Origin of the sequence: Pseudomonas sp. B21-054 (assembly GCF_026016345.1) — a bacterium.
Lineage (GTDB): Bacteria > Pseudomonadota > Gammaproteobacteria > Pseudomonadales > Pseudomonadaceae > Aquipseudomonas.
In genome coordinates this window covers 761,788-786,418 of sequence record NZ_CP087204.1, presented here as the reverse complement: position 1 = coordinate 786,418, position 24,631 = coordinate 761,788, and the positions used below count along the sequence as shown (strand labels likewise).

General features: G+C 62.4%; 24 protein-coding genes. 10 read left to right on the top strand and 14 right to left on the bottom strand.

All coding sequences use genetic code 11. The features are described from left to right. Positions 1 to 135: 135 nt before the first annotated feature. A complete protein-coding gene (locus LOY70_RS03405; protein ID WP_265033321.1) occupies positions 136 to 1,065 on the bottom strand; it encodes a LysR family transcriptional regulator in 930 nt (309 codons plus the stop codon). Positions 1,066 to 1,178: 113 nt separating this feature from the next. On the opposite strand from LOY70_RS03405, the gene LOY70_RS03400 reads away from it, so the two are divergent. Then, complete coding sequence (locus LOY70_RS03400; RefSeq protein WP_265033319.1) at positions 1,179 to 2,192, top strand: zinc-binding alcohol dehydrogenase family protein; 1,014 nt, start codon at positions 1,179 to 1,181, stop codon at positions 2,190 to 2,192. A 218-nt stretch (positions 2,193 to 2,410) separates the two neighbouring features. Continuing rightward, the gene (locus LOY70_RS03395) at positions 2,411 to 2,581 is read left to right on the top strand and encodes a hypothetical protein (RefSeq protein ID WP_185045991.1); all 171 of its coding nucleotides are present in this window, start codon (positions 2,411 to 2,413) and stop codon (positions 2,579 to 2,581) included. A 1-nt stretch (position 2,582) separates the two neighbouring features. Here the strand turns inward: LOY70_RS03395 and LOY70_RS03390 are convergent, their stop codons facing one another. Beyond that, complete coding sequence (locus LOY70_RS03390; RefSeq protein ID WP_265033317.1) at positions 2,583 to 3,773, bottom strand: multidrug effflux MFS transporter; 1,191 nt, start codon at positions 3,771 to 3,773, stop codon at positions 2,583 to 2,585. A gap of 95 nt (positions 3,774 to 3,868) precedes the next feature. Beyond that, positions 3,869 to 4,066 (bottom strand): heavy-metal-associated domain-containing protein, encoded by a 198-nt coding sequence (locus LOY70_RS03385; protein WP_265033315.1) that lies wholly within the window; start codon positions 4,064 to 4,066, stop codon positions 3,869 to 3,871. A 148-nt stretch (positions 4,067 to 4,214) separates the two neighbouring features. On the opposite strand from LOY70_RS03385, the gene LOY70_RS03380 reads away from it, so the two are divergent. The 3 genes from LOY70_RS03380 to cueR all read left to right on the top strand — a co-directional run bounded on the left by LOY70_RS03380 (position 4,215) and on the right by cueR (position 7,511). Further along, positions 4,215 to 4,598 (top strand): hypothetical protein, encoded by a 384-nt coding sequence (locus LOY70_RS03380; RefSeq protein ID WP_265033313.1) that lies wholly within the window; start codon positions 4,215 to 4,217, stop codon positions 4,596 to 4,598. 109 nt (positions 4,599 to 4,707) lie between these two features. After that, complete coding sequence (locus LOY70_RS03375) at positions 4,708 to 7,101, top strand: heavy metal translocating P-type ATPase (protein ID WP_265033311.1); 2,394 nt, start codon at positions 4,708 to 4,710, stop codon at positions 7,099 to 7,101. Continuing rightward, positions 7,098 to 7,511 (top strand): Cu(I)-responsive transcriptional regulator, encoded by a 414-nt coding sequence (cueR, locus tag LOY70_RS03370; RefSeq protein ID WP_265033309.1) that lies wholly within the window; start codon positions 7,098 to 7,100, stop codon positions 7,509 to 7,511. The genes LOY70_RS03375 and cueR overlap by 4 nt, the downstream gene beginning before the upstream one ends. Before the next feature lie 883 nt (positions 7,512 to 8,394). On the opposite strand, the gene LOY70_RS03365 is transcribed toward cueR, so the two are convergent. Together LOY70_RS03365 and LOY70_RS03360 are read right to left on the bottom strand one after the other, a co-directional pair. Next, a complete protein-coding gene (locus tag LOY70_RS03365; protein WP_123345023.1) occupies positions 8,395 to 9,288 on the bottom strand; it encodes a PA4780 family RIO1-like protein kinase in 894 nt (297 codons plus the stop codon). Positions 9,289 to 9,513: 225 nt separating this feature from the next. Beyond that, on the bottom strand, positions 9,514 to 10,305 hold the full coding sequence (locus LOY70_RS03360; RefSeq protein WP_265033307.1) for an AraC family transcriptional regulator: 792 nt from the start codon (positions 10,303 to 10,305) through the stop codon (positions 9,514 to 9,516). A 79-nt stretch (positions 10,306 to 10,384) separates the two neighbouring features. On the opposite strand from LOY70_RS03360, the gene LOY70_RS03355 reads away from it, so the two are divergent. After that, positions 10,385 to 11,413, top strand: a complete 1,029-nt coding sequence (locus LOY70_RS03355; protein ID WP_265033306.1) for a bile acid:sodium symporter family protein — start codon at positions 10,385 to 10,387, stop codon at positions 11,411 to 11,413. Here LOY70_RS03355 and LOY70_RS03350 read toward each other — a convergent pair. Next, complete coding sequence (locus LOY70_RS03350) at positions 11,400 to 12,677, bottom strand: acetyl-CoA C-acetyltransferase (RefSeq protein WP_265033304.1); 1,278 nt, start codon at positions 12,675 to 12,677, stop codon at positions 11,400 to 11,402. The genes LOY70_RS03355 and LOY70_RS03350 overlap by 14 nt on opposite strands. A gap of 143 nt (positions 12,678 to 12,820) precedes the next feature. Here LOY70_RS03350 and LOY70_RS03345 point away from each other — a divergent pair, with 143 nt between their 5' ends. Both LOY70_RS03345 and LOY70_RS03340 read left to right on the top strand, forming a co-directional pair. Further along, on the top strand, positions 12,821 to 14,173 hold the full coding sequence (locus tag LOY70_RS03345; RefSeq protein ID WP_265033303.1) for a 3-oxoacyl-ACP reductase: 1,353 nt from the start codon (positions 12,821 to 12,823) through the stop codon (positions 14,171 to 14,173). Between the two features lie 2 nt (positions 14,174 to 14,175). Further along, positions 14,176 to 15,030, top strand: a complete 855-nt coding sequence (locus LOY70_RS03340) for a MaoC family dehydratase (RefSeq protein WP_265033301.1) — start codon at positions 14,176 to 14,178, stop codon at positions 15,028 to 15,030. 398 nt (positions 15,031 to 15,428) lie between these two features. Here the strand turns inward: LOY70_RS03340 and LOY70_RS03335 are convergent, their stop codons facing one another. From LOY70_RS03335 to LOY70_RS03320, 4 genes are read right to left on the bottom strand one after another with little or no spacing between them, the layout of a single operon-like run. Next, the gene (locus tag LOY70_RS03335; protein ID WP_265033299.1) at positions 15,429 to 15,986 is read right to left on the bottom strand and encodes a DUF4136 domain-containing protein; all 558 of its coding nucleotides are present in this window, start codon (positions 15,984 to 15,986) and stop codon (positions 15,429 to 15,431) included. Between the two features lie 20 nt (positions 15,987 to 16,006). After that, positions 16,007 to 16,624 (bottom strand): DUF4136 domain-containing protein, encoded by a 618-nt coding sequence (locus LOY70_RS03330; RefSeq protein ID WP_025211635.1) that lies wholly within the window; start codon positions 16,622 to 16,624, stop codon positions 16,007 to 16,009. A gap of 12 nt (positions 16,625 to 16,636) precedes the next feature. Then, positions 16,637 to 17,386 carry a methyltransferase gene (locus tag LOY70_RS03325; protein WP_265033296.1) on the bottom strand — a complete coding sequence of 250 codons (750 nt, stop codon included), beginning with the start codon at positions 17,384 to 17,386 and terminating at the stop codon, positions 16,637 to 16,639. Further along, on the bottom strand, positions 17,383 to 17,688 hold the full coding sequence (locus LOY70_RS03320; protein ID WP_058543880.1) for a MazG-like family protein: 306 nt from the start codon (positions 17,686 to 17,688) through the stop codon (positions 17,383 to 17,385). Before LOY70_RS03320 ends, LOY70_RS03325 begins: the two co-directional genes overlap by 4 nt. 165 nt (positions 17,689 to 17,853) lie before the next feature. Here LOY70_RS03320 and LOY70_RS03315 point away from each other — a divergent pair, with 165 nt between their 5' ends. Next, entirely contained in the window at positions 17,854 to 18,147 is a 294-nt protein-coding gene (locus LOY70_RS03315; protein WP_025211633.1) for a hypothetical protein, read from the top strand. A 235-nt stretch (positions 18,148 to 18,382) separates the two neighbouring features. Continuing rightward, a complete protein-coding gene (locus LOY70_RS03310) occupies positions 18,383 to 19,732 on the top strand; it encodes an MATE family efflux transporter (RefSeq protein ID WP_265033292.1) in 1,350 nt (449 codons plus the stop codon). 4 nt (positions 19,733 to 19,736) lie between these two features. Here LOY70_RS03310 and LOY70_RS03305 read toward each other — a convergent pair whose 3' ends face one another. The 4 genes from LOY70_RS03305 to LOY70_RS03290 form a co-directional block, all read right to left on the bottom strand. After that, positions 19,737 to 20,534, bottom strand: a complete 798-nt coding sequence (locus LOY70_RS03305; RefSeq protein WP_265033290.1) for a DUF4123 domain-containing protein — start codon at positions 20,532 to 20,534, stop codon at positions 19,737 to 19,739. Next, a complete protein-coding gene (locus LOY70_RS03300; RefSeq protein ID WP_265033288.1) occupies positions 20,531 to 21,841 on the bottom strand; it encodes a type VI secretion system Vgr family protein in 1,311 nt (436 codons plus the stop codon). The genes LOY70_RS03305 and LOY70_RS03300 overlap by 4 nt, the downstream gene beginning before the upstream one ends. Before the next feature lie 261 nt (positions 21,842 to 22,102). Further along, entirely contained in the window at positions 22,103 to 24,016 is a 1,914-nt protein-coding gene (gene speA, locus LOY70_RS03295; protein ID WP_025211629.1) for an arginine decarboxylase, read from the bottom strand. A 211-nt stretch (positions 24,017 to 24,227) separates the two neighbouring features. Continuing rightward, positions 24,228 to 24,599, bottom strand: a complete 372-nt coding sequence (locus tag LOY70_RS03290) for a translation initiation factor Sui1 (RefSeq protein WP_265033286.1) — start codon at positions 24,597 to 24,599, stop codon at positions 24,228 to 24,230. Positions 24,600 to 24,631: the final 32 nt, after the last annotated feature.

Here is a 24,631-nt window from a genome sequence, read left to right as displayed (position 1 = left end):
AATCGCGCGACGCCGCGCTCGATGCCGCGCCGATTCAGGCGGCCGCTAGTATAAGCGCGGCGATCAAGGTTTCCTGTCCTCCGGAAACCTTTGGAGGCGATTGTTCGTGAGGGAAAAGTCTCTATTTGCCCGCGACTAATGGCCAGCGCCTGTCGAGAGCGGAAATTGAGCCGTCAACTGACCGCAACGGGCCTGGAGCATCTCCCGCAAAAGGTTGATGGGTTTGCTCAATTGCGCCCGGTGTGCACACAGCAGATTGAGCGGCGCGCGTTCGCAGCGCAGGTGCGGCAAAAGGATTTTCAGACGCCCGGCCAGCACATCGCTGGAGACATCCAGCCATGATTTATAAGCGACGCCGGCGCCTGCCACCGCCCAGCGCCGCACCACATCGGCGTCGTCACTGAAGCGGTCACCGCTGACGGTGAGGCTCACTTCCCGCTTGCCGTCATGAAAGCACCAACGGTCATGAACCCGAGTGCCGAGCATGTACAGCAGGCAGTTGTGCTGGGCCAGTTGTTCCAATTGATGGGGCTCGCCATGACGTGCCAGGTAATCCGGCGACGCGCACAGCACCCGGTAGTTATCTGGCGCGACAGGCAAGGCCACCAGGCTCGAGTCCTCCGGCGCGCCATAACGCAACGCGATGTCCACCGGCTGCTTGAACAGGTCGGCAATGCGATCGCCCAGCAGCAGTCGCACCGTCAGCCCAGGATGCTCGCACTGGAATGCATCCAGCCAGGGCAGCAGCAAGTTGCGCCCCAGGTCCGACGGGGCGGACAACTGCAACACGCCGCTGACCTGGTCCTGGCCGCTGGTCAACAACCGTCGCCCCTCCTCGAGACTGCCCAGCGCAGCGCGGGCATATTCAAGGAAACCCTCACCCTCGGCCGTCAGGCGCAAACTGCGGGTGGAGCGGGCCAATAACCGGGCGCCCAAGTGTTGCTCGATCCGCTTCAACGCGGCGCTGGCCACCGCCGCCGACAGATCCATGACCCTGGCCGCGGCAGAAAGACTGCCCAGGTCCGCCGCCCGGACAAACAACTGCAAGTCATCGAATCGAAGCATGACGGCCCCATTATCAAAAAATTATTGAAAGACCCTGTTGTTTTAGCCGGTTTTATCTCGCCGATAAATAACTAAACATTGGCTTCATCCAATTCACCTCACGGAGCCGCTTCATGAAAGCCATCGCCTACTACCATTCGCTGCCCATCACCGACCCGCAATCGCTGCAAGACGTTGAGCTGCCAGAACCGGTCGCCGGCCCACGGGACTTGCTGGTGGAGGTCAAAGCCATCTCGGTCAACCCGGTGGACACCAAGGTCCGCCAGAACGTCCAGCCCGAAGGTGGCGCCGCCAAAGTACTGGGCTGGGACGTGGCGGGCGTGGTCAAGGCAGTGGGCAGCGAAGTCACGCTGTTCAAGGCCGGGGACAAGGTCTTCTACGCCGGCTCCATCGCCCGGGCCGGTGGCAACAGCGAGTTGCATGTGGTGGATGAGCGCATCGTCGGCCACATGCCCAAGACCCTCGGTTTTGCCGAAGCGGCGGCGCTGCCGTTGACGGCCATTACCGCGTGGGAGCTGCTGTTCGAACGGTTGCACATTCAGGAAAGCAATGACGACCAAGGCCAGAGCTTGTTGATTGTCGGTGCCGCAGGGGGCGTGGGTTCGATCCTGACGCAACTGGCCCGCCAGCTCACCGGGCTGAAGGTGATTGGTACCGCGTCCCGTGCGCAGACGCAGGATTGGGTGCGCGGGCTGGGTGCCGACCTGGTGATCGACCACAGCCGGCCATTGAGCGAAGTATTGAAAGAAGCAGGCCAGCCTCAGGTGACCCACGTCGCCAGCCTGACCCAGACCGACCAGCACCTGGATCAGTTGGTCGAAGCCCTGGCGCCCCAGGGCAAACTGGCGCTGATCGACGATCCCAAGGCGTTGGACGTGACCAAGCTCAAGCGCAAGAGTCTGTCGCTGCATTGGGAATTCATGTACACCCGCTCGCTGTTCGAAACCGCCGACATGATTGAACAGCACAACCTGCTCAACCGCGTAGCCGAGCTGATCGACGCCGGCACGCTGAAGACGACGGTTGGCGAACACTTCGGCACCATCAATGCCGAGAACCTGCGCCGGGCGCATGGCTTGCTGGAAAGCGGCAAGTCCAAGGGCAAGATTGTGCTTGAAGGCTTCTGACTATTCCCTAGGCTTCGATCGTTCCCACGCTCCCGCGTGGGAACGCCGCCAGGGACGCTCCGCGTTCCGCTTCTGGAGAGTGACGCAGAGCGTCACGGGATCGCATTAACTTGGAATTGCACCGTCAGTCCGAGAATTGACCGTTGTCACAATTGCGATCGCATTCCGGTCTACACTCGAGGCCTTTGCAACGCAATCTTTTCGTGAGGAGGTCAGCAATGAAGATCCTGATAAAAGAAGTGGCAAAATCCCAATGGCAAGTACGCCTTGACCAACACGTCGTGACCTTCCGCACCGAGGCCGAGGCCCAGGCCTTTGCCACCACCCTGCAAGCACGACTACACGCGCCCCATCATTTCCCCGAACAGCAGCAGCGCGCGGCCGGCTGAATCAGCCCTCGGCCAGTGCCCGGGCATTTTGCAGGCGGCGGGTCAGCATCGCTGCAGCCACCACTAACAGCCCGCACAGGCTGATGACCAGCGCCATCGGCACGGCGGTGCCGTCATGCAGCGCCGCCACCAACGCGGCGGCCCCAGCGGCCACGGAAAACTGCAGGCACCCCAGCATCGCCGATGCGCTGCCGGCCCGGGCACCTTGCCCGTTCATGGCACAGGCCGATGCGTTGGGCAGGATGCAACCCAGGCTGGCAATGCAGATAAACAGCGGAATCAGCAGCGGCCACAAAGACGTCGGCCGCAAGGCGCTGATGGCCAGCAGGCCCAGCCCGGCGAACAGATAGATCCATACCGCGCGACTCAGCAGGAACGCCGGGCCACGCTTGGCCAACAACCGCGCATTGACCTGCGCTACCAGAATGAAGCCTGCGGCGTTGGTACCGAACAGCCAGCCGAAGTGTTCGGCTGGCACACCGTAGAGCTTGATGAAGACGAAAGGCGAACCGGCGATGTAGGCAAACATCCCGGCGATAGCGATACCCCCCGTCAGTGCATGACCGAGGAAGACCGTGTCGGTCAATAGACGACCGTATTGGCGCAGCGCACCTGACAACGGTTGCCGAGGCACATGATCCGGCAAGCTTTCCGGCAGCCACAAGGCCACGGCCGTCGATGCCAATGCGCTGAACAGGGTCAGGCCAATGAAAATCGATTGCCAGCCATACAGGTTCACCAGCAACCCACCGAGCATCGGCGCGAGGATCGGCGCCAGGCCCATCACCAGCATCAATTGCGAGAACACCTTGGCCGAGCCCACCGCGTCGCATTTATCGCTGACCACCGCCCGGGAAATCACCATCCCGGCGCATCCACCCAGGGCCTGGACGAAACGCGCACAGATCAGCCATTCGAGATTGGGTGCGTAGGCACAGGCCACGGACGCCAAGGTGAACAAGCCGACGCCGACCAGCAACGGAATGCGCCGCCCGAAGCGATCCGCCACCGGCCCATAGGCCAGTTGCCCGATGGACAAGCCGAGAAAATACGCCGCCAGGGTCAACTGGATGTGCTTCTCGTCGGTACCGAAGGCGGTTGCCATCGCCGGAAAGGCGGGCAAGTAAAAGTCGATCGCCAAGGGACCGAAAGCGCTCAAGGCGCCAAGAATCAGAATGGTACGAAGGTTCATCGGGCGTCCAGCTCAGGCGTCAGTCGGCAGCCCGACAGTCTAGCCGTGCCGGGCGCTCTTGAACATTCCGATAGGTCGCTAACTATTAAAACTTTTCAGGCGAGACTCACCTCATACCCTTCCTCCTTGATGGCCTCGACCACGGCATCGGCCGCCAGCGAACTCTGGACCTGGACGGTCTTGGCGCTCAGGTCGACATGCACATCGGCGGCTGGGTCCTTGGCCTGGAGCGCCTGGGTGATGGCCTTGACACAGTGGCCGCAGGACATGCCCTGGACATTGAAGGTTTGCATGGGATAACTCCTTGGGACTGAGGTTGCTGCCAGTCTCAAGCTTGCCATCATGGCAAGGTCAAGTTCTGACAAAAACTGCCGGGCTGGCAATCGGCATCGCCCTCAGCCAAGCTGCACACATCAAGGATTTCATACCGGAGGTTCAGCCATGCGCTGGTCAGCGTTCAGCCTGTTTTGCATGCTCGGTTTTTCAGCGGTGGTTCCCCAGGCCTTCGCCGCTGGCGAAGATTATGGCGTGCTGATCATTTCCCGCGAGCGCCTGGAAGTGGCGACTTCCTGCGAAATCGGCATTTATATCCACGATCAGCTCTCGGCTCGATTGTTCCAGGAGCAGAGCACCTCCTTCAACTTGCCGGCCGGCACGATCTCCCTGCGCTTGAAGCTGCTGCCGGGCCAGGCGCCGGGGTGCAGCCCGGGCATGCTTGCGCCGGGTTCACAGGAAATCATCCTCAAGGCCGGCGATATCCTGAAGTTCCGCATCGCCATGACCGAACAAGGCATGTACCTCAAGCAGGCTGCGCTCGGTTATTGACCCCCTGTATTGAATGTAGGGGGCCAGGGCAAATCTTCTGGATTGGCGCTTGACCTTGCCAGCATGGCAAGGTTGATCCTGTGGTCATTCACTACAGGGAGCTTGAGCGATGTCCGAATCCACCACTTTCGACCTGCCGATTGCCGGCATGACCTGTGCCAGCTGCGCCGGGCGGGTCGAGCGGGCCTTGAGCAAAGTCACCGGGGCTAGCGCCGTCAGCGTCAACCTGGCAACCGAACAGGCGCGGGTCCAGGCGCCCGAGGGCAGCCTGCCCGCTCTGATGCAGGCTGTCGAACAGGCCGGCTATAGCGTTCCCGCTCAAACCCTGGAGTTGAGCATCGAGGGCATGACCTGCGCATCCTGCGTCGGTCGGGTCGAACGCGCCCTGAGCAAAGTCGCCGGGGTGAACAGCGTCAGCGTCAATCTCGCCAACGAGCGAGCCCACCTTGAATTGCTCGGCCAGGTCGATCCGCAAACCCTGATCGATGCGATCAAGCGCGCCGGCTATGACGCCAATGTCTGGCAAGCCGAGCAGCCCCATGACGCACAAACCAGCCGTCTGAACCGTGAACGCCTGGCCTTGGTGCTGGCGATTTTACTGGCCATACCCTTGGTATTGCCGATGTTGTTGCAGCCATTCGGCGTGTCCTGGATGCTGCCGGCCTGGGTGCAGTTCGCCCTGGCGACACCGGTGCAATTCATCTTCGGCGCGCGCTTTTATGTCGCCGCCTTCAAGGCCGTGCGTGCCGGTGCCGGAAATATGGACTTGCTGGTGGCCCTGGGCACCAGCGCCGGCTACGGCTTGAGCGTTTATGAATGGGCCAGCGCCCACCACGGCAGCATGCCGCATCTGTATTTTGAAGCCTCGGCCGTGGTGATTGCCCTAGTCCTGCTGGGCAAGTACCTGGAAAGCCGCGCCAAGCGCCAGACCGCCAGCGCCATCCGCGCCCTCGAAGCCTTGCGCCCGGAACGGGCGATCCAGGTGATCGATGGCCAGGAGCGGGACGTGGCCATCAGCGCCCTGCGCTTGAATGACCTGGTGCTGGTCAAGCCTGGCGAACGCTTCCCCGTGGACGGTGAGGTACTGGAAGGCCAGAGCCATGCCGACGAGGCGCTGATCAACGGCGAAAGCCTGCCGGTGCCCAAGCAGCCCGGCGACAAGGTTACCGGCGGCGCCATCAACGGCGAAGGCCGGCTGCTGGTGCGCACGCTAGCCTTGGGCACCGAAACCGTCCTGGCGCGCATCATCCGCCTGGTGGAAGACGCCCAGGCGGCCAAGGCCCCGATTCAGAAACTGGTGGATAAAGTCAGCCAGGTCTTCGTGCCGGTGGTGCTGGTGCTGGCCCTGGCAACGCTGATCGGCTGGTGGCTGTACGGTGCGCCGCTGGAAATCGCGCTGATCAACGCCGTTGCCGTGCTGGTGATCGCCTGCCCCTGTGCCCTGGGCTTGGCGACGCCCACGGCGATCATGGCCGGCACGGGTGTGGCCGCGCGCCACGGGATTCTGATCAAGGACGCCGAGGCCTTGGAGCGCGCCCATGAAGTCGACACGGTGGTGTTCGACAAAACCGGCACCCTGACCTCTGGCACACCGCGCATCGCTCACTTGAGCGCCCTCGAGGGTGACGAAGACACGCTGCTGAAAATGGCCGGTGCACTGCAACGCGGCAGCGAACATCCCCTTGCCAAAGCGGTGCTGGACGCCTGCGCCGAGCGCGGTTTGCTCGTGCCGGACATCAGCGACAGCCAATCCCTGGCCGGACGAGGCATTGCCGGCAGCCTCGACGGTCGCCGCCTGGCCCTGGGTAATCGGCGCCTGTTGGACGAGTTGGGCCTGAGCCCCGGCTCGCTGGCCGAATCGGCGCAGGCGTGGGAAACCGAAGGTCGGACCCTGTCCTGGCTGATCGATCAAGACGCGACGCCTCGGGTGTTGGGCCTGTTCGCCTTTGGTGACACCCTCAAGCCCGGCGCGCTCGCCGCCGTACATGCCTTGAATGAGCGCCACATTGCCAGTCACTTGCTCACGGGCGATAACCGGGGTAGTGCCCGGGTGGTGGCCGAAGCGCTGGGCATCAGCCAGGTCCATGCCGAGGTGCTGCCGGCGGATAAGTCCGCCATCGTCCAGCAATTGAAAACACACTCGGTGGTGGCGATGGTCGGCGATGGCATCAACGACGCCCCGGCCCTGGCCGCCGCCGACATCGGCATCGCCATGGGCGGTGGCACCGACGTGGCGATGCACGCTGCCGGGATCACCCTCATGCGTGGCGATCCACGGTTGGTACCGGCGGCCCTGGACATCAGCCGCAAGACCTACGCCAAGATCCGCCAGAATCTGTTTTGGGCATTCGTCTATAACCTGATTGGCATTCCCCTGGCGGCGTTCGGCTTCCTCAACCCAGTGCTGGCCGGCGCGGCCATGGCGCTGTCGAGCGTCAGCGTGGTGAGCAATGCGTTACTGTTGAAATTCTGGACACCCAAGCGGTTGGAGGACAAACGATGAACATCGGCCAAGCGGCCCGCCAGAGTGGCCTGAGCGCAAAGATGATTCGCTATTACGAATCCATCGGCCTGCTCAAGGCAGCCCATCGCACCGACAGCGGCTACCGGATCTATGGTGCCGAGGACTTGCATACCCTGGCCTTCATCAAGCGCTCCCGGGATCTTGGGTTTTCATTGGAAGAAGTCGGGAAGCTGCTGACTCTTTGGCAGGATCGCCAACGGGCCAGCGCCGATGTCAAGGCCTTGGCTCGGCAGCACATTGATGAACTGAACCAGAAAATCCGTGAGCTGGGTGAACTGCGTGACACCCTTCAGGATCTGGTGGAGCACTGTCATGGTGATCATCGTCCGGATTGTCCGATTCTCAAGGAGTTGGCTTCGGGGTGTTGTCAGGAGGTTGTAGCCGGCTGACGGGCATCCCTGCTGAGTTTTTTGGGGGGCCGTAGTTCGTGTGTATATCCGTTTTTTTTGTAACGGCTACTGGCGGTTCCGCCCTTACGGCGGCTCACTTTTGTGAAGCGCAAAAGTAAGCAAAACGCTCATACCCCACCACTCGGTGCCTCGCCTAGGCTCGGCATGCCCTCTCTCCGGCATTGCTCCGTGGGCCGCCGCGAAGGGCCATCCATGGCCCAGCGCGGCTATCCCGGCATCCATGCCGGGATGCCCACTCCACAATACCTGCGTTCGGCCAGCGTGGTTTAACGGGGCGCCTAAGATCAAAAGCCGGGCGAGGCGGCCTGATAGCCGACCTGGTTCAGGTGGGACCGCGTTTCTCCTGTGGGAGTGGGCTTGCTCGCGAAAGCGGAGGGTCAGTTTGTGATGAGGTTGGATGTGCCGACGCCTTCGCGAGCAAGCTCGCTCCCACAGTTTTTTGTGTCGTATGCAGAGGCTGTGACACCCACAATCCCATGTGGGAGCGAGCTTGCTCGCGATAGCGATGGATCAGCCACATAGATGCTGGACATACCCTGCGCTCTGCTTTGCTTTAGATCTTGATCTTGCTTTTGATCTTGATCTGGACGCCCCATAAACCACGCTGGCCGAACGCAGGCATTGCGTAGTGGGCATCCCGGCATGGATGCCGGGATAGCTGCGCTGGGCCATGGATGGCCCTTCGCAGCGGGCCCACGGAGCAATGCCGGAGAGAGGGCATGCCGAGCCTAGGCGAGGCACCGAGTGGTGGGGCAAAGCGCTTTTGGTTACTTTTGGCGCTCTTCCAAAAGTGACCCGCCGTAAGGGCGGAACCGCCAGCAGCCGTTACAAAAAAAACGGATATACACAAAATCCATACCAATCATTGCATCCAAGGCGGAGGCGGCTCCTCAGCTTTACCAGGAGGAGCATCGTCAGCAGCCCGTACAGCCTGACGACGCTCCTCATCCAAGCGAGCAGCCTCGATCTCACGCATGATCCCCCCGACATCCGCCAACTCTTCCGGCTCGTCGAACTCACCCGTCAGCACACTGGCCGGATGCAAGGTGCCCGCTTCATACAGCGCCCACATTTCCTTGGCGTACTTGGTGCGCCTGAGCTCCGGCGCAAACCGGCCGAAGTAGGACGCCATGTTGCCCACATCCCGCTCCAGCATGCTGAAGGCGTGGTTGTTACCCGCAGCGTCCACGGCTTGCGGCAGATCGATGATCACCGGTCCTGTCGGCGTGAGCAGTACGTTGAACTCCGACAGGTCACCGTGCACCAGACCGGTACACAGCATCAGCACAATCTGGGAAATCAGGAACGCATGATATTCACGAGCCTGATCCGGCTCCAGCACCACATCGTTCAGGCGCGGTGCCGCATCACCGTATTCGTCGGCCACCAGTTCCATCAGCAGCACGCCTTCAAGGAAGTCGTACGGCTTGGGCACTCGCACACCCGCGCTTGCCAACCGGAACAGCGCCGCCACTTCGGCGTTCTGCCAGGCGTCTTCGGTTTCCTTGCGTCCGAACTTCGAGCCCTTGGCCATGGCCCGGGCCTGACGGCTATTACGGACCTTGCGACCCTCCTGATACTCGGCCGCCTGACGAAAACTTCGCTTGTTCGCCTCCTTGTAGACCTTGGCGCAACGTAGCTCGTTGCCGCAGCGCACCACATAAACAGCTGCTTCTTTACCACTCATGAGTGGGCGCAGCACCTCGTCGACCAGACCGTCCTCGATCAGGGGTTCAATGCGTTTTGGAGTCTTCATCAGCTTTTATTGTGGGTCCTTTATTACCGAACACGCGAATGACAGTCGTTATACGGCAATCTTTCCTCCACGGGGAGGGGTTGCCGACCTATGAACCTTACGATGCACACAATGTGCCGGATTAAATCGACCGCGCCGAATCATAGCCGAGACCGGGTGTGGCGTTGGCAACTGAATGCGAAGGCATTTGCGACAAGGGCTGACAGCAACATCCGCAGCCAATGCTTAGGATTTAAACAACTCCCCCGGGGTGTACCCAAACATTCCCTTGAACGCCGCGATAAAAGCGGATGTTGAATCATACCCACAGGACAGCGCCGCACTGGTCACACTGTCGCCCTGCTCCAACGATCCCAGGGACGACAGCAAGCGCACGCGCTGGCGCCAGGCGCGAAAGCTCAGGCCGGTCTCGCGCTGGAACAGGCGCATCAGGGTTTTTTCCGACGTCCCCAGGCGTTCAGCCCAGGCTTGCAGGGTGACGCTCTGGTCGGGCTGTTCGATCAGTTCGTTGCACAGCGTCAGCAAACGCGCATGCCGGGGCAACGGCAGGGAGAACCCCACTTCCGGCAGGGTTGCCAACTGGTCCAGCAGCACCTGAACCAATCGCTCTTCCTGACTGTCGCCCTGGGGATACTCGGCCGGGAGCTGACAGAAAACCTTGATCAACTCCCGCGCCAGCGGCGTGACTTCCAACACCCGGCAACGCTCATCCGCCCATGGGCAGGCCTGGCGATGGACATAAAGACTGCGCATTTCCGCCCGGGTGGAGGTCACCACGTGATGCTCCAGGTCGGCCGGGATCCAGATACCCCGTTGGGGCGGGGCGAAGAAGCTGCCCTCGGCGGTGTGAACGCCGAGAACACCGCTGATGGCATAGGAGAATTGCACCCAGTCATGGCGATGGGCTTGGGTCCAGGATCCGGCGCTCAAGCTTTCGACGCGGGCGTAAAGCGGCCTCGGCAATTGCGTCAGGTCGGGAATGCGTCTTTCCAGCTGCTGGTGTCCGTTAGTCGGCATTGATTGGCCTTATGTCGCAAGACGGTTGTATGCACCGACGTTAGGCTAAGTCGACTTTTCTTACAACTCGCGGTGCCCTATGCACATCTTCCGCCACCTCAAACGCATAATGACCGACTGGTTCCTCTGCGGCATGCTGCTCGCCACGTTGCTGGCGTACTTCTTTCCGACCTTTGGCGCCAGCGGCGGCGCCATGCACGCCGAGTGGGTCGTCAATATCGGCATCTTCGTGGTGTTTTTCCTGCATGGGGTCAACCTGTCCGGCGAGCAGATTCGCCACGGCCTGAAAAACACGCGGCTGCACCTGATGGTGCAAGGCTTCACCTTTGGCGTGTTTCCGCTGATCTGGTTGCTGTGCAACTGGCTGCTGGGCAGCCATGTGCCGTCGTTGCTGATGCTGGGGTTCTTTTACCTGTGCGCCCTGCCCTCGACCATTTCCTCCTCGGTGGCCCTGACCGGTAGCGCTGGCGGCAACGTGCCGGCGGCGATTCTCAACGCGAGCCTGTCGAGTGTGCTGGGGGTGGTCCTGACACCGCTGCTGGTCAGCTTCGTGGTCGGCAGCGGCGCCGGTGGCATCGACCTGGGTTCAACCTTGCTCGACCTGTGCCTGATGTTGCTGCTGCCGCTGGTGCTGGGGCAGTTCCTGCGGCGTTGGCTGGCGGGTTTTTTCGGTCGGTACAAGCGCTACACGAGCATCATCGACAAACTGGTGATCCTGCTGCTGGTCTACGCGGCGTTCTGCAACTCGATGGTGTCCGGGATCTGGCAGCAGCAAGGCCACGGCGTGCTGCTCAGCGCGGTGATTGGCAGTGCCGTGCTGCTGGCCGTCATCCTGTGGACAACCACCCGCGTTGCTCGGGCCCTGCAATTCAGCAGTGCCGACGAGGTCGCCGCGGTGTTCTGCGCCAGCAAGAAATCCCTTGCCGCCGGGGTACCAATGGCCGCGTTGATTTTTGGCAATCACCCCGGCCTGGGCCTGATTCTGCTGCCGATCATGATCTATCACCCACTGCAGTTGATCGTCTGCTCGATCCTGGCAGAGCGTTACTCCAGCCACCATCGAGCGCTGGCCGCGCAACAGAACGAGGCGCTCCTCAACGCTCGATAATCACCGTCACGCCTTGGCCGGCGGCCGCACAGATCGAAATCAGCCCCCGGCCTCGTCCCGCGGCATCCAGCAACTTGGCGAGGTTGGCGACAATGCGCCCGCCCGTGGCGGCAAACGGGTGCCCGGCAGCCAGGGAACTGCCCTTCACGTTCAACCGACTGCGGTCTATGGCGCCCAGCGGCGCGTCGAGCCCCAGGCGGGTCTTGCAGTAGTCCGGGTCTTCCCAGGCTTTCAGCGTGCATAACACCTGGGCGGCGAACGCTTCGTGGATCTCGTAGTAATCGAAGTCCTGCAAGGTCAGGCCGTTGCGCGCCAGCAGTCGCGGCACGGCGTAGACCGGCGCCATCAGCAACCCCTCGGCGCCATTGACGAAGTCCACCGCCGCCGTTTCGCCATCCCGCAGATACGCCAGGATCGGCAGGCCACGAGCCTTGGCCCACTCTTCGCTGCCCAGCAACACCAACGAAGCACCATCGGTCAGTGGCGTAGAGTTGCCCGCCGTCATGGTGCCCTTGGCGCTTTTTTCGAAGGCAGGCTTGAGGGACGCGAGTTTTTCCAGGGTCAGGTCTGGGCGCAAATTGTTGTCCCGGGTCAGGCCAAGGAACGGCGTCATCAGATCGTTCTGCCAGCCTTCGGCGTAGGACGCCGCCATTTTCTGATGACTTTCCAGGGCCAACTGATCCTGTTCTTCCCGGGGAATCTGCCAGGTCTGGGCCATCAACTCACAGTGCTGGCCCATGTTCAGCCCGGTGCGCGGCTCGTTGATGCGCGGCAGGTCGGGCACCAGGTGCTGGGGACGCAGTTGCAGGAACGTCTTGATCTTATCGGCGGTGGTCTTGGCGCGGTTGGCTTGCAGCAGAATCCTGCGCAGCCCTTCATTGACTGCAATAGGCGCGTCCGAGGTGGTATCAACCCCACCGGCAATGCCGCTGTCGATCTGGCCCAGGGCGATCTTGTTGGCGACCAGCAGCACCGTCTCCAATCCCGTGCCGCAGGCCTGTTGTACGTCGTAAGCCGGCGTCATCGGTGACAGCCGCGAACCGAGCACGCATTCACGGGTCATGTTCATGTCCCGGGAGTGCTTGAGCACCGCACCGGCAGCCATTTCGCCGATGTGCAGGCCGTGCAGGTTGTAACGCTCGATCAGCCCTTCAAGGGCAGCCGTCAGCATCGCTTGGTTGCTGGCGGTGGCATAGGGCCCGTTGGAACGGGCGAAGGGAATGCGGTTACCGCCGATAATCGCGACGCGGCGTAGCTGTGTCATGAAGAACTCCCTGTGTATCCGGATGCGCTAATGGTCCTGCGGGAACTCCGCTCCCGCTCAAGCTTAGGCTTTATCTGGCCAATCGAACGACTGATTGCAAATCATGGTCCACACTTGGAACCTCATCAGCCGGAGTGTGTTCCATGTCTGACCGTTATATCGACTTCGCCAATTCAGCCATCGGCCTGCGTCTGGTCGGGGCTTTGGGCCTGCCATCGCCGGTACGCCTGGAACGCTGGCAGGCTGGGCGGTTGCGGCCAATCGAGGGGGCGTTGCTGCTGGGTGGTGGGCCGCTGACCGAACAGGTTGGCTCGTTCGCCAAGCGTCTGACCGACGCCATTTTCGTCTACGGCGCCGAACCGACCCTGGCCACTGAGTGGATTCCCGGCCACGGTCCGAAAATCAAGGCCGTGGTGTACGACGCCAGCCATTTGGTGCAGGTCGATCAGCTCAAACAGTTGCGGGAATTTTTCCAGCCCCTGATGAAAAACCTCGACCACAGCGCCCATGTCGTCATCCTCGGCCAGGCCCCGGAAAGCCTCGACGATCCTTTTGCCGCCAGTGCCCAGCGGGCGCTGGAGGGTTTCAGCCGTTCCCTGGCCAAAGAGTTGCGCCATGGCGGGACGCTGCAACTGCTGTATGTCGGCGACGGCGCCGAAACACAGCTGGAAGGCGCGCTGCGGTTTTTCCTGTCGCCCAAGAGCGCTTTCGTTTCCGGGCAGGTGATTCGCCTCAATGCCTGCGACAGCCAGGTCCAGGATTGGACCCGCCCACTCACGGGTCTCAAGGCCCTGGTCACCGGCGCGGCCCGCGGGATCGGTGCCTCCATCGCCGAAACCCTGGCCCGGGACGGCGCCGATGTGATCTTGCTGGACGTCCCGCCGGCCAAGGCCGACCTCGATGCCTTGGCGGCACGCTTGAGTGGCCGTAGCGTAACCCTGGACATCTGCGCCGAAGACGCTGCCGCACAGCTGATCGAGCACCTGCCCGATGGCGTCGACATCGTGGTGCACAACGCCGGCATCACTCGGGACAAGACCCTCGCCAACATGACCCCGGAGTTCTGGGACGCCGTGCTGGCGGTCAACCTCAACGCGCCGCAAGTGCTGACCAAGGCCCTGCTCGACAGCGGTACCCTGCGGGACAATGGCCGGGTGATTCTGCTGGCGTCCATCAGCGGCATTGCCGGCAACCGTGGGCAAACCAACTACGCCGCGAGCAAGGCCGGGTTGATCGGCCTGGCCCAGGCCTGGGCGCCGACGCTGCAGCCACGGGGCATCAGCATCAACGCGGTGGCGCCGGGTTTCATTGAGACCCGCATGACCGCCGACATCCCCTTCGCCCTGCGCGAAGCCGGGCGGCGCATGAGTTCCCTGGGCCAGGGTGGCCTGCCCCAGGACGTCGCCGAAGCCGTGGCATGGCTGGCGCAACCGGGCACGGGCGCAGTGACCGGACAGGCGCTGCGGGTGTGTGGGCAAAGCCTTTTGGGAGCATGACCATGACGATCCAATGGCACGAGGTAAGCGCCGCGCCGAACATGTCCGGGCTCTACGCGAAAGCCGCGACACGCCGCAAGGTTACCGGCAAGACGTTGCCGGAGGACGGATTGCGCCAAGTGATACAGGTCGATCAGCAACGCCTGGCGGCCTATCGCAAGGTCTGCGGTTTCAGCGAAAACGGGCTACTGCCGCCGACCTATCCCCACGTACTGGCGTTCGCCCTGCAAATGCAATTGCTCACCGTTCGGGATTTTCCGTTCCCGCTGCTGGGGCTGATCCACTTGAGCAACCGCATCCGCGTGCTGCGGCCCATGGGCGGGGTCAGCCAGGTGCGGGCCAGCGTCAATGTCGAGAACCTGCAAGCCCACCCCAAGGGCGCGGTGTTCAATCTCGTGACCCGCATCGATGATCAACTGGGGCCGTTGTGGGAGGCCGAGAGCCAGATGCTGTGCAGAGGCGTCCAACTTGACGGCACGCTGGTGGAGGAGCCGCCACAGACCCCGCTGGCGTTGACTGAAGTGGCACACTGGACGGCACCGGCGGACATCGGTCGGCAGTACGCCAAGGTGTCCGGCGACTACAACCCGATTCACCTCAGCGGTATCAGCGCCCGCCTATTCGGCTTCCCCACCGCCATCGCCCACGGCCTGTGGAACAAGGCCAGAACCCTCGCGGCGCTGGACGACCACCTGCCCGAGGCCAACCTCGAGATCGAAGTGACCTTCAAGAAACCCGTGCGCCTGCCCAGTGAGGTGACCCTGCTGGCCAGCGCGGCGGGGTCCAGTGGAAACCTGCGGTTGGTGGGAGCTGGGGATCTGGAGCATATGGTGGGGAGTTGGGGGCCGGTGGCCTGAGCGATGACAGGGTTTATCCCTGTGGGAGCGAGCTTGCTCAGGAAAGCGGTGGGTCAGTTTGCATTGATGTTGGATGTACCGCCGTCATCGCGAGCAAGCTCGCTCCCACATTTGTTCTCGGGCGTTCACAGATTCAGTGTCCACCGCCAATCCCCCTGTGGGAGCGAGCTTGCTCAGGAAAGCGGTGGGTCAGTTTGCATTGAGGTCGGATGTACCGCCGTCATCGCGAGCAAGCTCGCTCCCACATTTGTTCTCCGGCGTTCACAGATTCAGTGTCCACCGCCAATCCCCTGTGGGAGCGAGCATGCTGGCGAAAGCGGTGGGTCAGTTTGCATTGATGTTGAATGTACCGCCGCCTTCGCGGGCAAGCTCGCTCCCACATTTGTTCTCGGCCAGGGCTAGCGGGGCGGGTAGTTGGTCAGGATCCGCCCCACCGTCTCACGCACGGCCATGCTACGGTCAGTCGGATTGGGCGAGTTGCTGAGCATTCGCTCGTCACTGCCACGCCACACCAGCTTCCCGTCCTTGCCATCGAGCAAGTCGATCTGCAGCGTGGCGACTTTGTAGCTGATGTTGCGGGTTTCGTTGTACATCGGGCCGCCCCAATAGCCGTTCCAAGGCCCGCCCCAACCGCCACCGTAATTAGTCGTGACCTGTTGTTGACGATCCTCGACGATCAAATAGGCCTGGACCTGCACGTCGCCTCGCCCGCCAGCCGGCGCCTGGCGCAGACCGCGTTGGTCGAGTTGATCGGTAACGGCCTGGCGGATCCGTTGCTCCGTCAGGTCGCTCTTGATCCGCGGATCATCGGGGCGATATTGCAGCGCCGGTTCTTTCCAGCTCCAACTGCGATACGCCGCAAAATCACGACCAGGGTCGAAGTCGTGGTTGGCCTGGTTGGCGGCGCAGGCGCTGAGCAGCAGGGCAAAGGCCAGTAGAGCAAGACGGCGAAACATGGTTTTTCTCCGTTGCGTAATCAACTTGGCGGATAAGCCGACATGGCTTTTTCCACCGCTTCACGAATGGCATCGGTGCGCTCACTCTGGCTGCCCCGCTGGCCGGTCTCGGCACTGGCGCTCCACACCGGCTGACCATTGCGCGCATCGAACAGATTCACCCGAACCACCACGACCTGTTCCTGATACGTGCGCACCATCGGCACCGTGTGATACGCCCCATAGCCAGGCCCATAACGGTCATAACGGTTATAGCCACCGTAGTAACCCGTATCGTAGTCATCGCGAACCTGACGCACACGGGTCTCCAGGCGCAGATCGGCGCTGACGAACAGGTCGGCCGGCCGGTTGTCATGCAACGGGCGCAGGCCACGCTGGTCCAGGGCATTGCTTACCGCCTCGGCCACCTGGGCCGAGTCCGCCCAGGCCGTGCCTGGAGGCAGCTGCCCGTTGAGCCAGGCCCAACTGCGATAGCGCCCGTAGTCACGGGGCGGTGCGGGGTACGCACTGCGATCGAACACCGTGGCGGCTTCGGGCGGCGCTGGTGGCAGCGGATTGGAAGTGGCGACATAGGGGTTGCTGCCCTGGCAAGCCGCCAGTCCCAGGCACAGCATCAACAACCCTGAACGACCTTTCATTTCGCTCTCCGGTCACACTGGACGGCAGATCCAGTGCAGATAACGTCCCAACCCGGCAAACGCCGGATGGCGACGGTGGGCCAGTTCCATTTCCAGCAACTGCGCAAGCTCCACGCGCGCCTGGAACTCCACCGGCATGTAGTCATGGAAAACTCGCACGCCACTCTGGCTTTCGACCTGCCACACGCCTTCAAGTTGCGCCGCCAATTCCCGTGGATCAAGGGGTTGTTGCGGCGTCAGGCTCTGTTTTTCACCGGCCATGTCGTTTTTGCGCAACTTACGGAAATGCCCCTTGAGCAGGTTGCGATAGACCAGCGCGTCGCGGTTGTAGAACGCCAGGGACAGCCAGCCACCGGGCCCCGTGAGTTGATGCAGCACTGGCAGGATCGCGTGGGGTTCGGCCAGCCATTCCAGCACCGCGTGGCACAGCACCAGATCGTACGGTTCCGTGAGCTGGCCGAGCAGGTCCTGCCATGGCGCCTGGATGAACGTGGCGCTCTGTCCGGCATCGGCAAAACGCTGGCGGGCGCCTTCGAGCATGGGCTCGGCCGGCTCGGCCAAAGTCACCTGATGACCGCGCTCGGCCAGCCACAACGACATATGACCCAGGCCGGCGCCGATGTCCAGCACGCGTAATGGCCGCTGCGGCAAGATTTCCAGCAGATCGGCCTGAAGCACCGCCAGGCGGATCGCGCCCTTGGCCCCCCCGTAGATTTTTTCGGCAAACCGGGTCGCGAGCTGATCGAAATGACGGTCGCTCATTGGCCGAACCGCCGCTCGCTGTCCGCCAACTTGCTGCGCACCACGGCGTCCATGTCCAGCCCCAGCTCGCTGCACAACAGCAGCAGGTACAACACGATGTCACCGACCTCCTGCCCGGCGTGGGCCAATGTGTCCGCCGGCAGTTGGCGCGACTGGTCCTCGGTCAGCCACTGGAAAATCTCCACCAGTTCGGCCATCTCCACACTGGCGGCCATGGCGAGGTTTTTCGGGCTGTGGAATTGCCGCCAGTCGTTACGGTCACGAATGGCGTGCAGGCGTTCGGTCAGTTCAACAAGGTTCATCGGGCTCTCCTGAATGCCCATAGCTTCCGGGGGATAACGGGGGAAGGCAAGAGTCTCGATACGAAGCGGCGGTTTGCCCCATAATCGAACGATCTCGACCGCCACAGCTCCTACAATCAGGAGCCAAGGGCTCAACGTAGATTTCCCTCCCATCAGGATGCACATATGCAGGTAGAAAGCTTTTTCGAATGGCTCGGCCAGGCACTCGGTTCGGTGATCCGTTTCATCGTCGACCTGCTCAGCGGCCTGTTCAACACCCTGGCCAACGCCGGCGGCAACTTCGTCGATGGCCTGTCGCGCACCCTGGGCATGGACGCCTCGATCATCAGCATTCTCGCGCTGATCCTCGGGCTGATGTTGCTGTACTCGGCGATCCGCGCGTTCATGCGGGCGTCGATCGTCATGGGCATTATCTGGTTGGTGCTGGGGTTGTGGTTGTTGAGTTGGATCATTCACTAAAGCACCCAGCGATCCCAAGCCGAACACAACCTTGTGGCGAGGGGATTTATCCCCGCGGGGCTGCAAAGCAGCCCCAAAACCAGACACTGCAGTGTGTCAGATTCATTGAATCCAACCTTCAAGGGGCTGCTGCGCAGCCCCGCGGGGATAAATCCCCTCGCCACAATGAATCCAAGTTCCGCAGGGAACGATCAGGCTAGAACCCGCTACAATCGCGCTCCATCAAGGAGCCCGCATGTCCAACCTGATCACCGACTGGCGCGACCGCCTGACCCATCGCCGGGTCTGGGCGTTGGCTGCGCCGATGATTCTTTCGAATATTTCCGTGCCGCTGGTGGCGTTGGTGGACAGCACCGTCATCGGCCATTTGCCCCATGCCCATCAGTTGGGCGCGGTGGCGGTCGGGGCGAGTTTGTATACGGTGTTGGCGTGGGCCATGGGTTTCTTGCGCATGGGTTCCACCGGCTTCGCGGCCCAGGCCGCTGGGCGTGGGGATGGAACGGCGTTGCGGCAGGTGTTGTTGCAAGGCCTGCTGCTGGCGATGGGCTTGGCGGTGGTGCTGGGCGCCGTCGGCGTGCCGTTGAGTGGCGTGGCATTGCACTTCATGCAGCCCTCCGCCGAGCTCAACCAGTTGACCCAGGATTTCTTTCACACTCGGCTGTTCGGCCTGCCGGCGGCGCTGGCCAGTTATGCGCTGGTGGGCTGGTTTCTCGGTGCCCAGAATGCCCGGGCACCGTTGGCAATCCTGTTGGTGACCAACCTGGTCAACATCGCCCTCAACCTGTGGTTCGTGATTGGCCTGGATTGGGGCGTGACCGGTTCGGCCCGAGCGTCGGTAATCGCCGAGTGGACGGGGGCGCTGGTCGGCCTGGCCCTGGCTCGTCACACACTCCGCGCCTGGCCTGGACAGATTGCCTGGGCCGCCCTGGGGGTGTGGCAGAGCTGGCGTCCGCTGCTGGCGGTGAACCGCGACATTTTCATCCGCAGCCTGGTGCTGCAAGCTGTGTTTTTCCTGATCACGGTGCAAGGCGCACGCCTGGGGGATGCGACCGTGGCCGCCAATGCCCTGCTGCTCAATGGCCTGCTGCTGACCGCCCACGCCCTGGATGGCTTGGCCCATGCCGTCGAAGCACTGTGTGGTCACGCCATCGGCGCCCGCGACCGGCTGGCCCTGCGCCGCTCGCTGGTGGTGGCCGGCGGTTGGTCACTGATCGCCAGTGTCGGCTTTGCGCTGCTGTTCCTGCTCGCCGGCCACGGGTTCATCGCGATGCAAACCAACATCCCCGACGTGCGCGACACGGCTGATCGCTATCTGCCTTACCTGGCGACCCTGCCGCTGATTGCGGTCTGGAGCTATCTGCTCGATGGCCTGTTCATCGGCGCCACCCGCGCACGGGAGATGCGCAACGGCATGTTGCTGACCTTGGTGCTGACGTTGCCTGTCGCCTGGGCGCTGCAAGGGTTGGGTAACCACGGGTTGTGGATCACTTTCCTGCTGTTCATGGCCTTGCGCAGCCTGACCCTCGGTGTCATCGCCTGGCGCTTGCAGCGACGCGACCGCTGGCTCGGCGCCCATGCCCTATAACGTTTCACTCCGGGTGGTCCTGCCACAGCTTGCGCAGATGATCGAGCCGCTCACGCTGCGAATCGCCCACCAGCCCCGACACTGGCCGGGCGTTGGGGTACTGCAGGCGCAACCATAACCAGTCGTCGAGCACCGGTCGCTCGGTAAACCCCAGCGCCAGTCCCTGCTGCAAGTCGCCCCAGAGCAAGCGGTAGTCCCGCCCGGTGGAACGAGACCATTGCCAGGCATGATGCTCCAGCACGCACCGCTGCAACTGGCTTTGTTGCCGGTCGCTGAGGCCGTGCTCTTTCTCCAGTGCCGTCACCGGCAACCCGGGGTTGGCCAGTTGTTGCCAACCCTGGCTGCCGATCGCCCGGTCGGCCCAAGTGCCTCCGAACCAGCGCAACAGGCTGATCGGACCCAGCCAGCAACTGAGTTCCTGAGGGTCGCAGCCGTCGAAGAAATAGCTGGCGGTGTGCGGGTTGTAATAGCTCAGCAAGGCCTTGTGGTGCAGGCCCAGCGTTACCGTGAGCATGCGACGCAGATGCGCCAGCAGTTGCGCGGCGGGCGCCGGGCTGACCACTAGCAGCCCCGGCCAGGAACGTGCATCCAGGTGACAGAGGCTGGCCAGCGCGGGCGATTGCCGCAGGTCCATCAGCAGCGGACTGTGCTCCCGAAGCCCGTGCAACTCGGTGTCTTCGAACAAGACAAACCGCCGGACCTCGGTGAATTGCTCTCGCACAAGCCGCGTCGCCTCGGGTGCTCCCGGTACGTCGAGCAGCAGCCAATGCGACGATGGTCCAGACAGGGCGGCAGCGCTCATGGAGCAACGCCTGGGCTATGCCGCGTGAGCAAGCGGCAAGTACACACCGGCTGAGCACAGGGGCTGAAGCTCCCGCCACCGGGCAGCAGGCACAACAACACCAACGGCTCGGCATTCCGGAGCGCCGACACCAGGACCGGGTCGGCTGTGGACGGCCAGGGCGCGTCCTGGGGGTTCACGCTTGCGCAGGCCTCATCCATCGAGTCCGAGGCGGCGGGACCGTCGAGCAAAGCACTGATCAACGGCCGATCCGGGTCGCCTTCGATAAAACTCACCAGCACCTCGGTACCGTCACGCAAGCCACCCGCCCCATCAACGGCCAGTTCCGGCGCCAATGGCAACCAACAATGACTGGGGCTCGCGCCCTCCCCCTGATAAACCCAGTCGAACTGCACCGCCACTCGCCCCGCCCGTTGCACCGCCGGTTCATCCACTTCCACCACCCAGCCGCGTTGCCGGCTGACCATGCGCGGCTTGGCGGGAACCCGGGACGCCATGAACCGAACGCCCCAAGGGATGGCCTTGAAATGATTGTCATACCCGCCCGCCTGTGCGCGATGCTCGACCTTCGTCAAGAGCCAGCGCTGATTCCAGCCTTCAAAAGGATGGGCCGTCAGTGATAACACCCGACCAGAGTGCAAGTGCATCAGATGGCTGTGGCCCTGGGCAATGTGCTCCCCCAACACATCGGTCTGCACGCTGAAGGTCCGCACCTGCCTGTCGCCCCCATAAATCGCCTCGCCAGCGGGGGGGAAAGTGCCCGCACTGTCCGCGAACACCAGGCAATGCCCATCCCGGGCGTGCTCGAAATGGAAATGAATGCCCGCCTCGGCGCACACGCGCTGAAGAAACTGCAGGTCCGACTCCCGATATTGGGTGCAGAAATCCCGCAGCGGATAATCACCGCTCAAGTCCAGGCACAGGCTGCGCCCGCTGATGCCATGGGCCTTGAGCACCTGGCGGAGAATCTGTGGCACCGAACGGGCACTGAATACCCGTTGATTGAACCGCTGCGCCAGGCAAGCCAGCTTCGGCCCGATGCGCACCCGGCAACCGGCATCGTGACGGTGCTGGACCAACTCATGAAGCTGCCCATGCACGCCCCGGCCCGAGGCCCCGAAACTCAACCAGACACTGCGGTACAGCAGGCCCGCCAAGTCCAGCGTCGGGTCGCTGTTCAACAACTCCACTTCATAGACGAAGGGCTCGCTGATGGCTTCGCTACCCGTGAAGGCCACGACGACAAAGGGTTCGGGCAGACCGGCTATCTCCAGACGAAAGACTGGCTCGCAGGCTGGATCGGACATCGGCGTTTCTCTACAGGAGGGGCGGCCGGGGATTCTCGCTGAGAGCCATGGCCGAGTAGAGGGCCCAAGTACAAGTTAGGAAAGGGACTACATGAAATAAGGACATCGCCGGTTAAATGCACCAAGGTGCGGAAATAACGACGGCACAAATAAAAACGCCCTTCAGGACTGTCCGAAAAATCCCGCAATATGCGGTGTAGTTTCTGACAGCCCTGGAGGGCGGTGTTAATCAGCCGAAAGTGGTGAAGCAGACGCGGCCGATCACGACGACAGATAGGACGAGCGAGTCAGCCCCAGGCGCAACGCATCCAGGAACTGGGTGCGCTCGGCGGCGCTGATGCGGGCGCTGGCGCATTTGTCGCGGTAATGAGTCATCAACTCCTCCGGCGACAAGTGCACGTAGCGCAGCATGTCTTCGATGGTGTCGTGGGTTTCGATACCGGCGTGGTACACGCTGCCGTCGGCGTTCTGGTAGATGTTCACCGAGTCGGTGTCGCCGAACAGGTTGTGCATGTCGCCGAGGATTTCCTGGTAGGCGCCCACCAGGAAGATGCCCAGCAGATAGTCTTCGCCTGGATTGAGGGAATGGACCGGCAGGCTGGTCTCGATGCTCTGCTCATCGACGTATTGCTTGATCTTGCCGTCGGAGTCACAGGTCAGGTCTTGCAGCACGGCGCGGCGCAGCGGCTCTTCGTCCAGGCGATGCAACGGCAGGATCGGCAACACCTGGCCGATGGCCCAGGTATCCGGCAGGCTCTGGAACACCGAGAAGTTGCAGATGTACTTGTCGGCGAGCTTGTCGTTGAGCTCATCGAGCACCTGGCGATGGGAACGCTGGCGGGCCTTCAACGAGTTGTGCAGGCGCCGGCACACGGCGAAATAGCACTGCTCGGCCAAGGCTTTTTCCGCCAGGGTCAGCTTGCCGTCGGCATACTGGGAGGCCACGTCGCTCATGTAGTGAGTGGCGCGCCAGTAGGTCTCGGTGACCATTTCGATATCGGTCGGGCCCAGCAGGTCAACCAGCCATTGCACGGTTTCCGGCAGTTCCTGTTTGTTGTCGATAACAGGCACGTCGTCGTGGTGTTTCTCGACGTCGGTCACCTGCACCACCAGCATCGCGTGGTGGGCGGTCAGGGAGCGGCCGCTTTCGGAGAAGATATGCGGATGCGGCAAGCTCTGGGCATCGCAGAACTCCTTGAGCATGCCCACCACGACACCGGCGTAATCGTCCATGTCGTAGTTGATCGAACTGGCATTGCGCGAGTGCGTACCGTCGTAGTCCACGCCCAGGCCACCACCGACGTCGATGTGATCCACCGGCAGGCCGAGGTTGCGCAGTTCACCGTAGTAACGGATCGCTTCCTTGAAGCCGTGCTGGTAGTCCGCCAGGTTGGCGATCTGCGAGCCCATGTGGAAGTGCAGCAGGCGGATGCCCTGGTCCAGGCCGGCGGCGCGGAAACGCTCGACCACCGACAGCAGCTGCGCGGCCGACAAACCGAACTTGGACTTCTCGCCACCGGTATCGGCCCACTTGCTCGAGGCCAGGGACGACAGGCGCACCCGCAGGCCGACCTGTGGCTTGACCTTCAGGGCGGCGGCCTCTTCGATCACCAGGCCGACTTCGGACTCTTTCTCGATGACGATGAACACGTTGTGACCCAACTTCTGCCCCATCAGCGCCAGGCGGATGAACTCGCGGTCCTTGTAACCGTTGCAGACGATGGTCCCGCCCTTCGGCGCCAGGGCCAACACGGCCAACAGTTCAGGCTTGGAACCGGCTTCCAGGCCGATGGAGACGTTCTGGGTGGCGATGATGTTTTCGATCACCGCTTCCTGCTGGTTAACCTTGATCGGATAGAGCGCGGTGTACTGGCTCTGGTATTCCAGGCGCGCGATGTTGCTGTCGAACGCGCCAGTGAGCTGACGCACACGGTCTTGCAGGATGTCGGGGAAGCGCACCAACAGGGGCAGCGACAGGCCGCTCTGGCGCAACTGGTCGACTTGCTCGAAGAGGTCGATGGGCGAGCTGTCGGGGCCGTTCGGACGAACTTCGACGCGACCGGCGTCATTGATCGCGAAATACCCGGCCCCCCAATGGCGAATCCCGTAAACACTGCGGCTGTCCGCAACTGTCCATTGGCTGCCATCGTCTTTGCGTGTGCGTCGTACGGACATCGAAGTCCCCTATAAAGAAGTCAAAATGCACCATCCGGTCGGAGGCTGGCGCAGTCTAAAGAATGAAAATGACGAATTGTCTGTCAGCAGGGTAGACCCTGCTCGCAGCGCTGAGTTTAGAACCCCGTTCAGAACAGGCTCTGTGAAAACCATGTGGGCGACCTCGAACGCTGGGTTCGAATCAAGCCGAGGGTGGTTTTCACAGAGGCTGCTAGCCGCCGGATTTCTTTGCCTTGAAGCCGTGTTTGGTCAGTTCCGCCAGCAACAGCTCGACGTGATCGCCCTGGATCTCGATGATGCCGTCTTTCAACGCACCACCCGTGCCACAGCGTTTCTTCAACGTGGTAGCCAGCTCCTTGAGCGCGTCTTCGGCCAACGGCACGCCGGTGATCGTGGTCACCGTCTTGCCGCCACGGCCTTTGCTTTCACGGCGCACACGAGCGATGCCGTCACCTTCGGGGATGACGGTCTGTTTGCAGATGCAGGCATCCACCGGTTGACGGCAATCAGGGCAATGACGACCGGCGTCGGTAGAAAATACCAGGCCGCCCAGGGCGGCGAAGGATGCGGCTTTTTTGGCCACCGGCAATCCTCTTGGGAGGACAAAGACTGGTC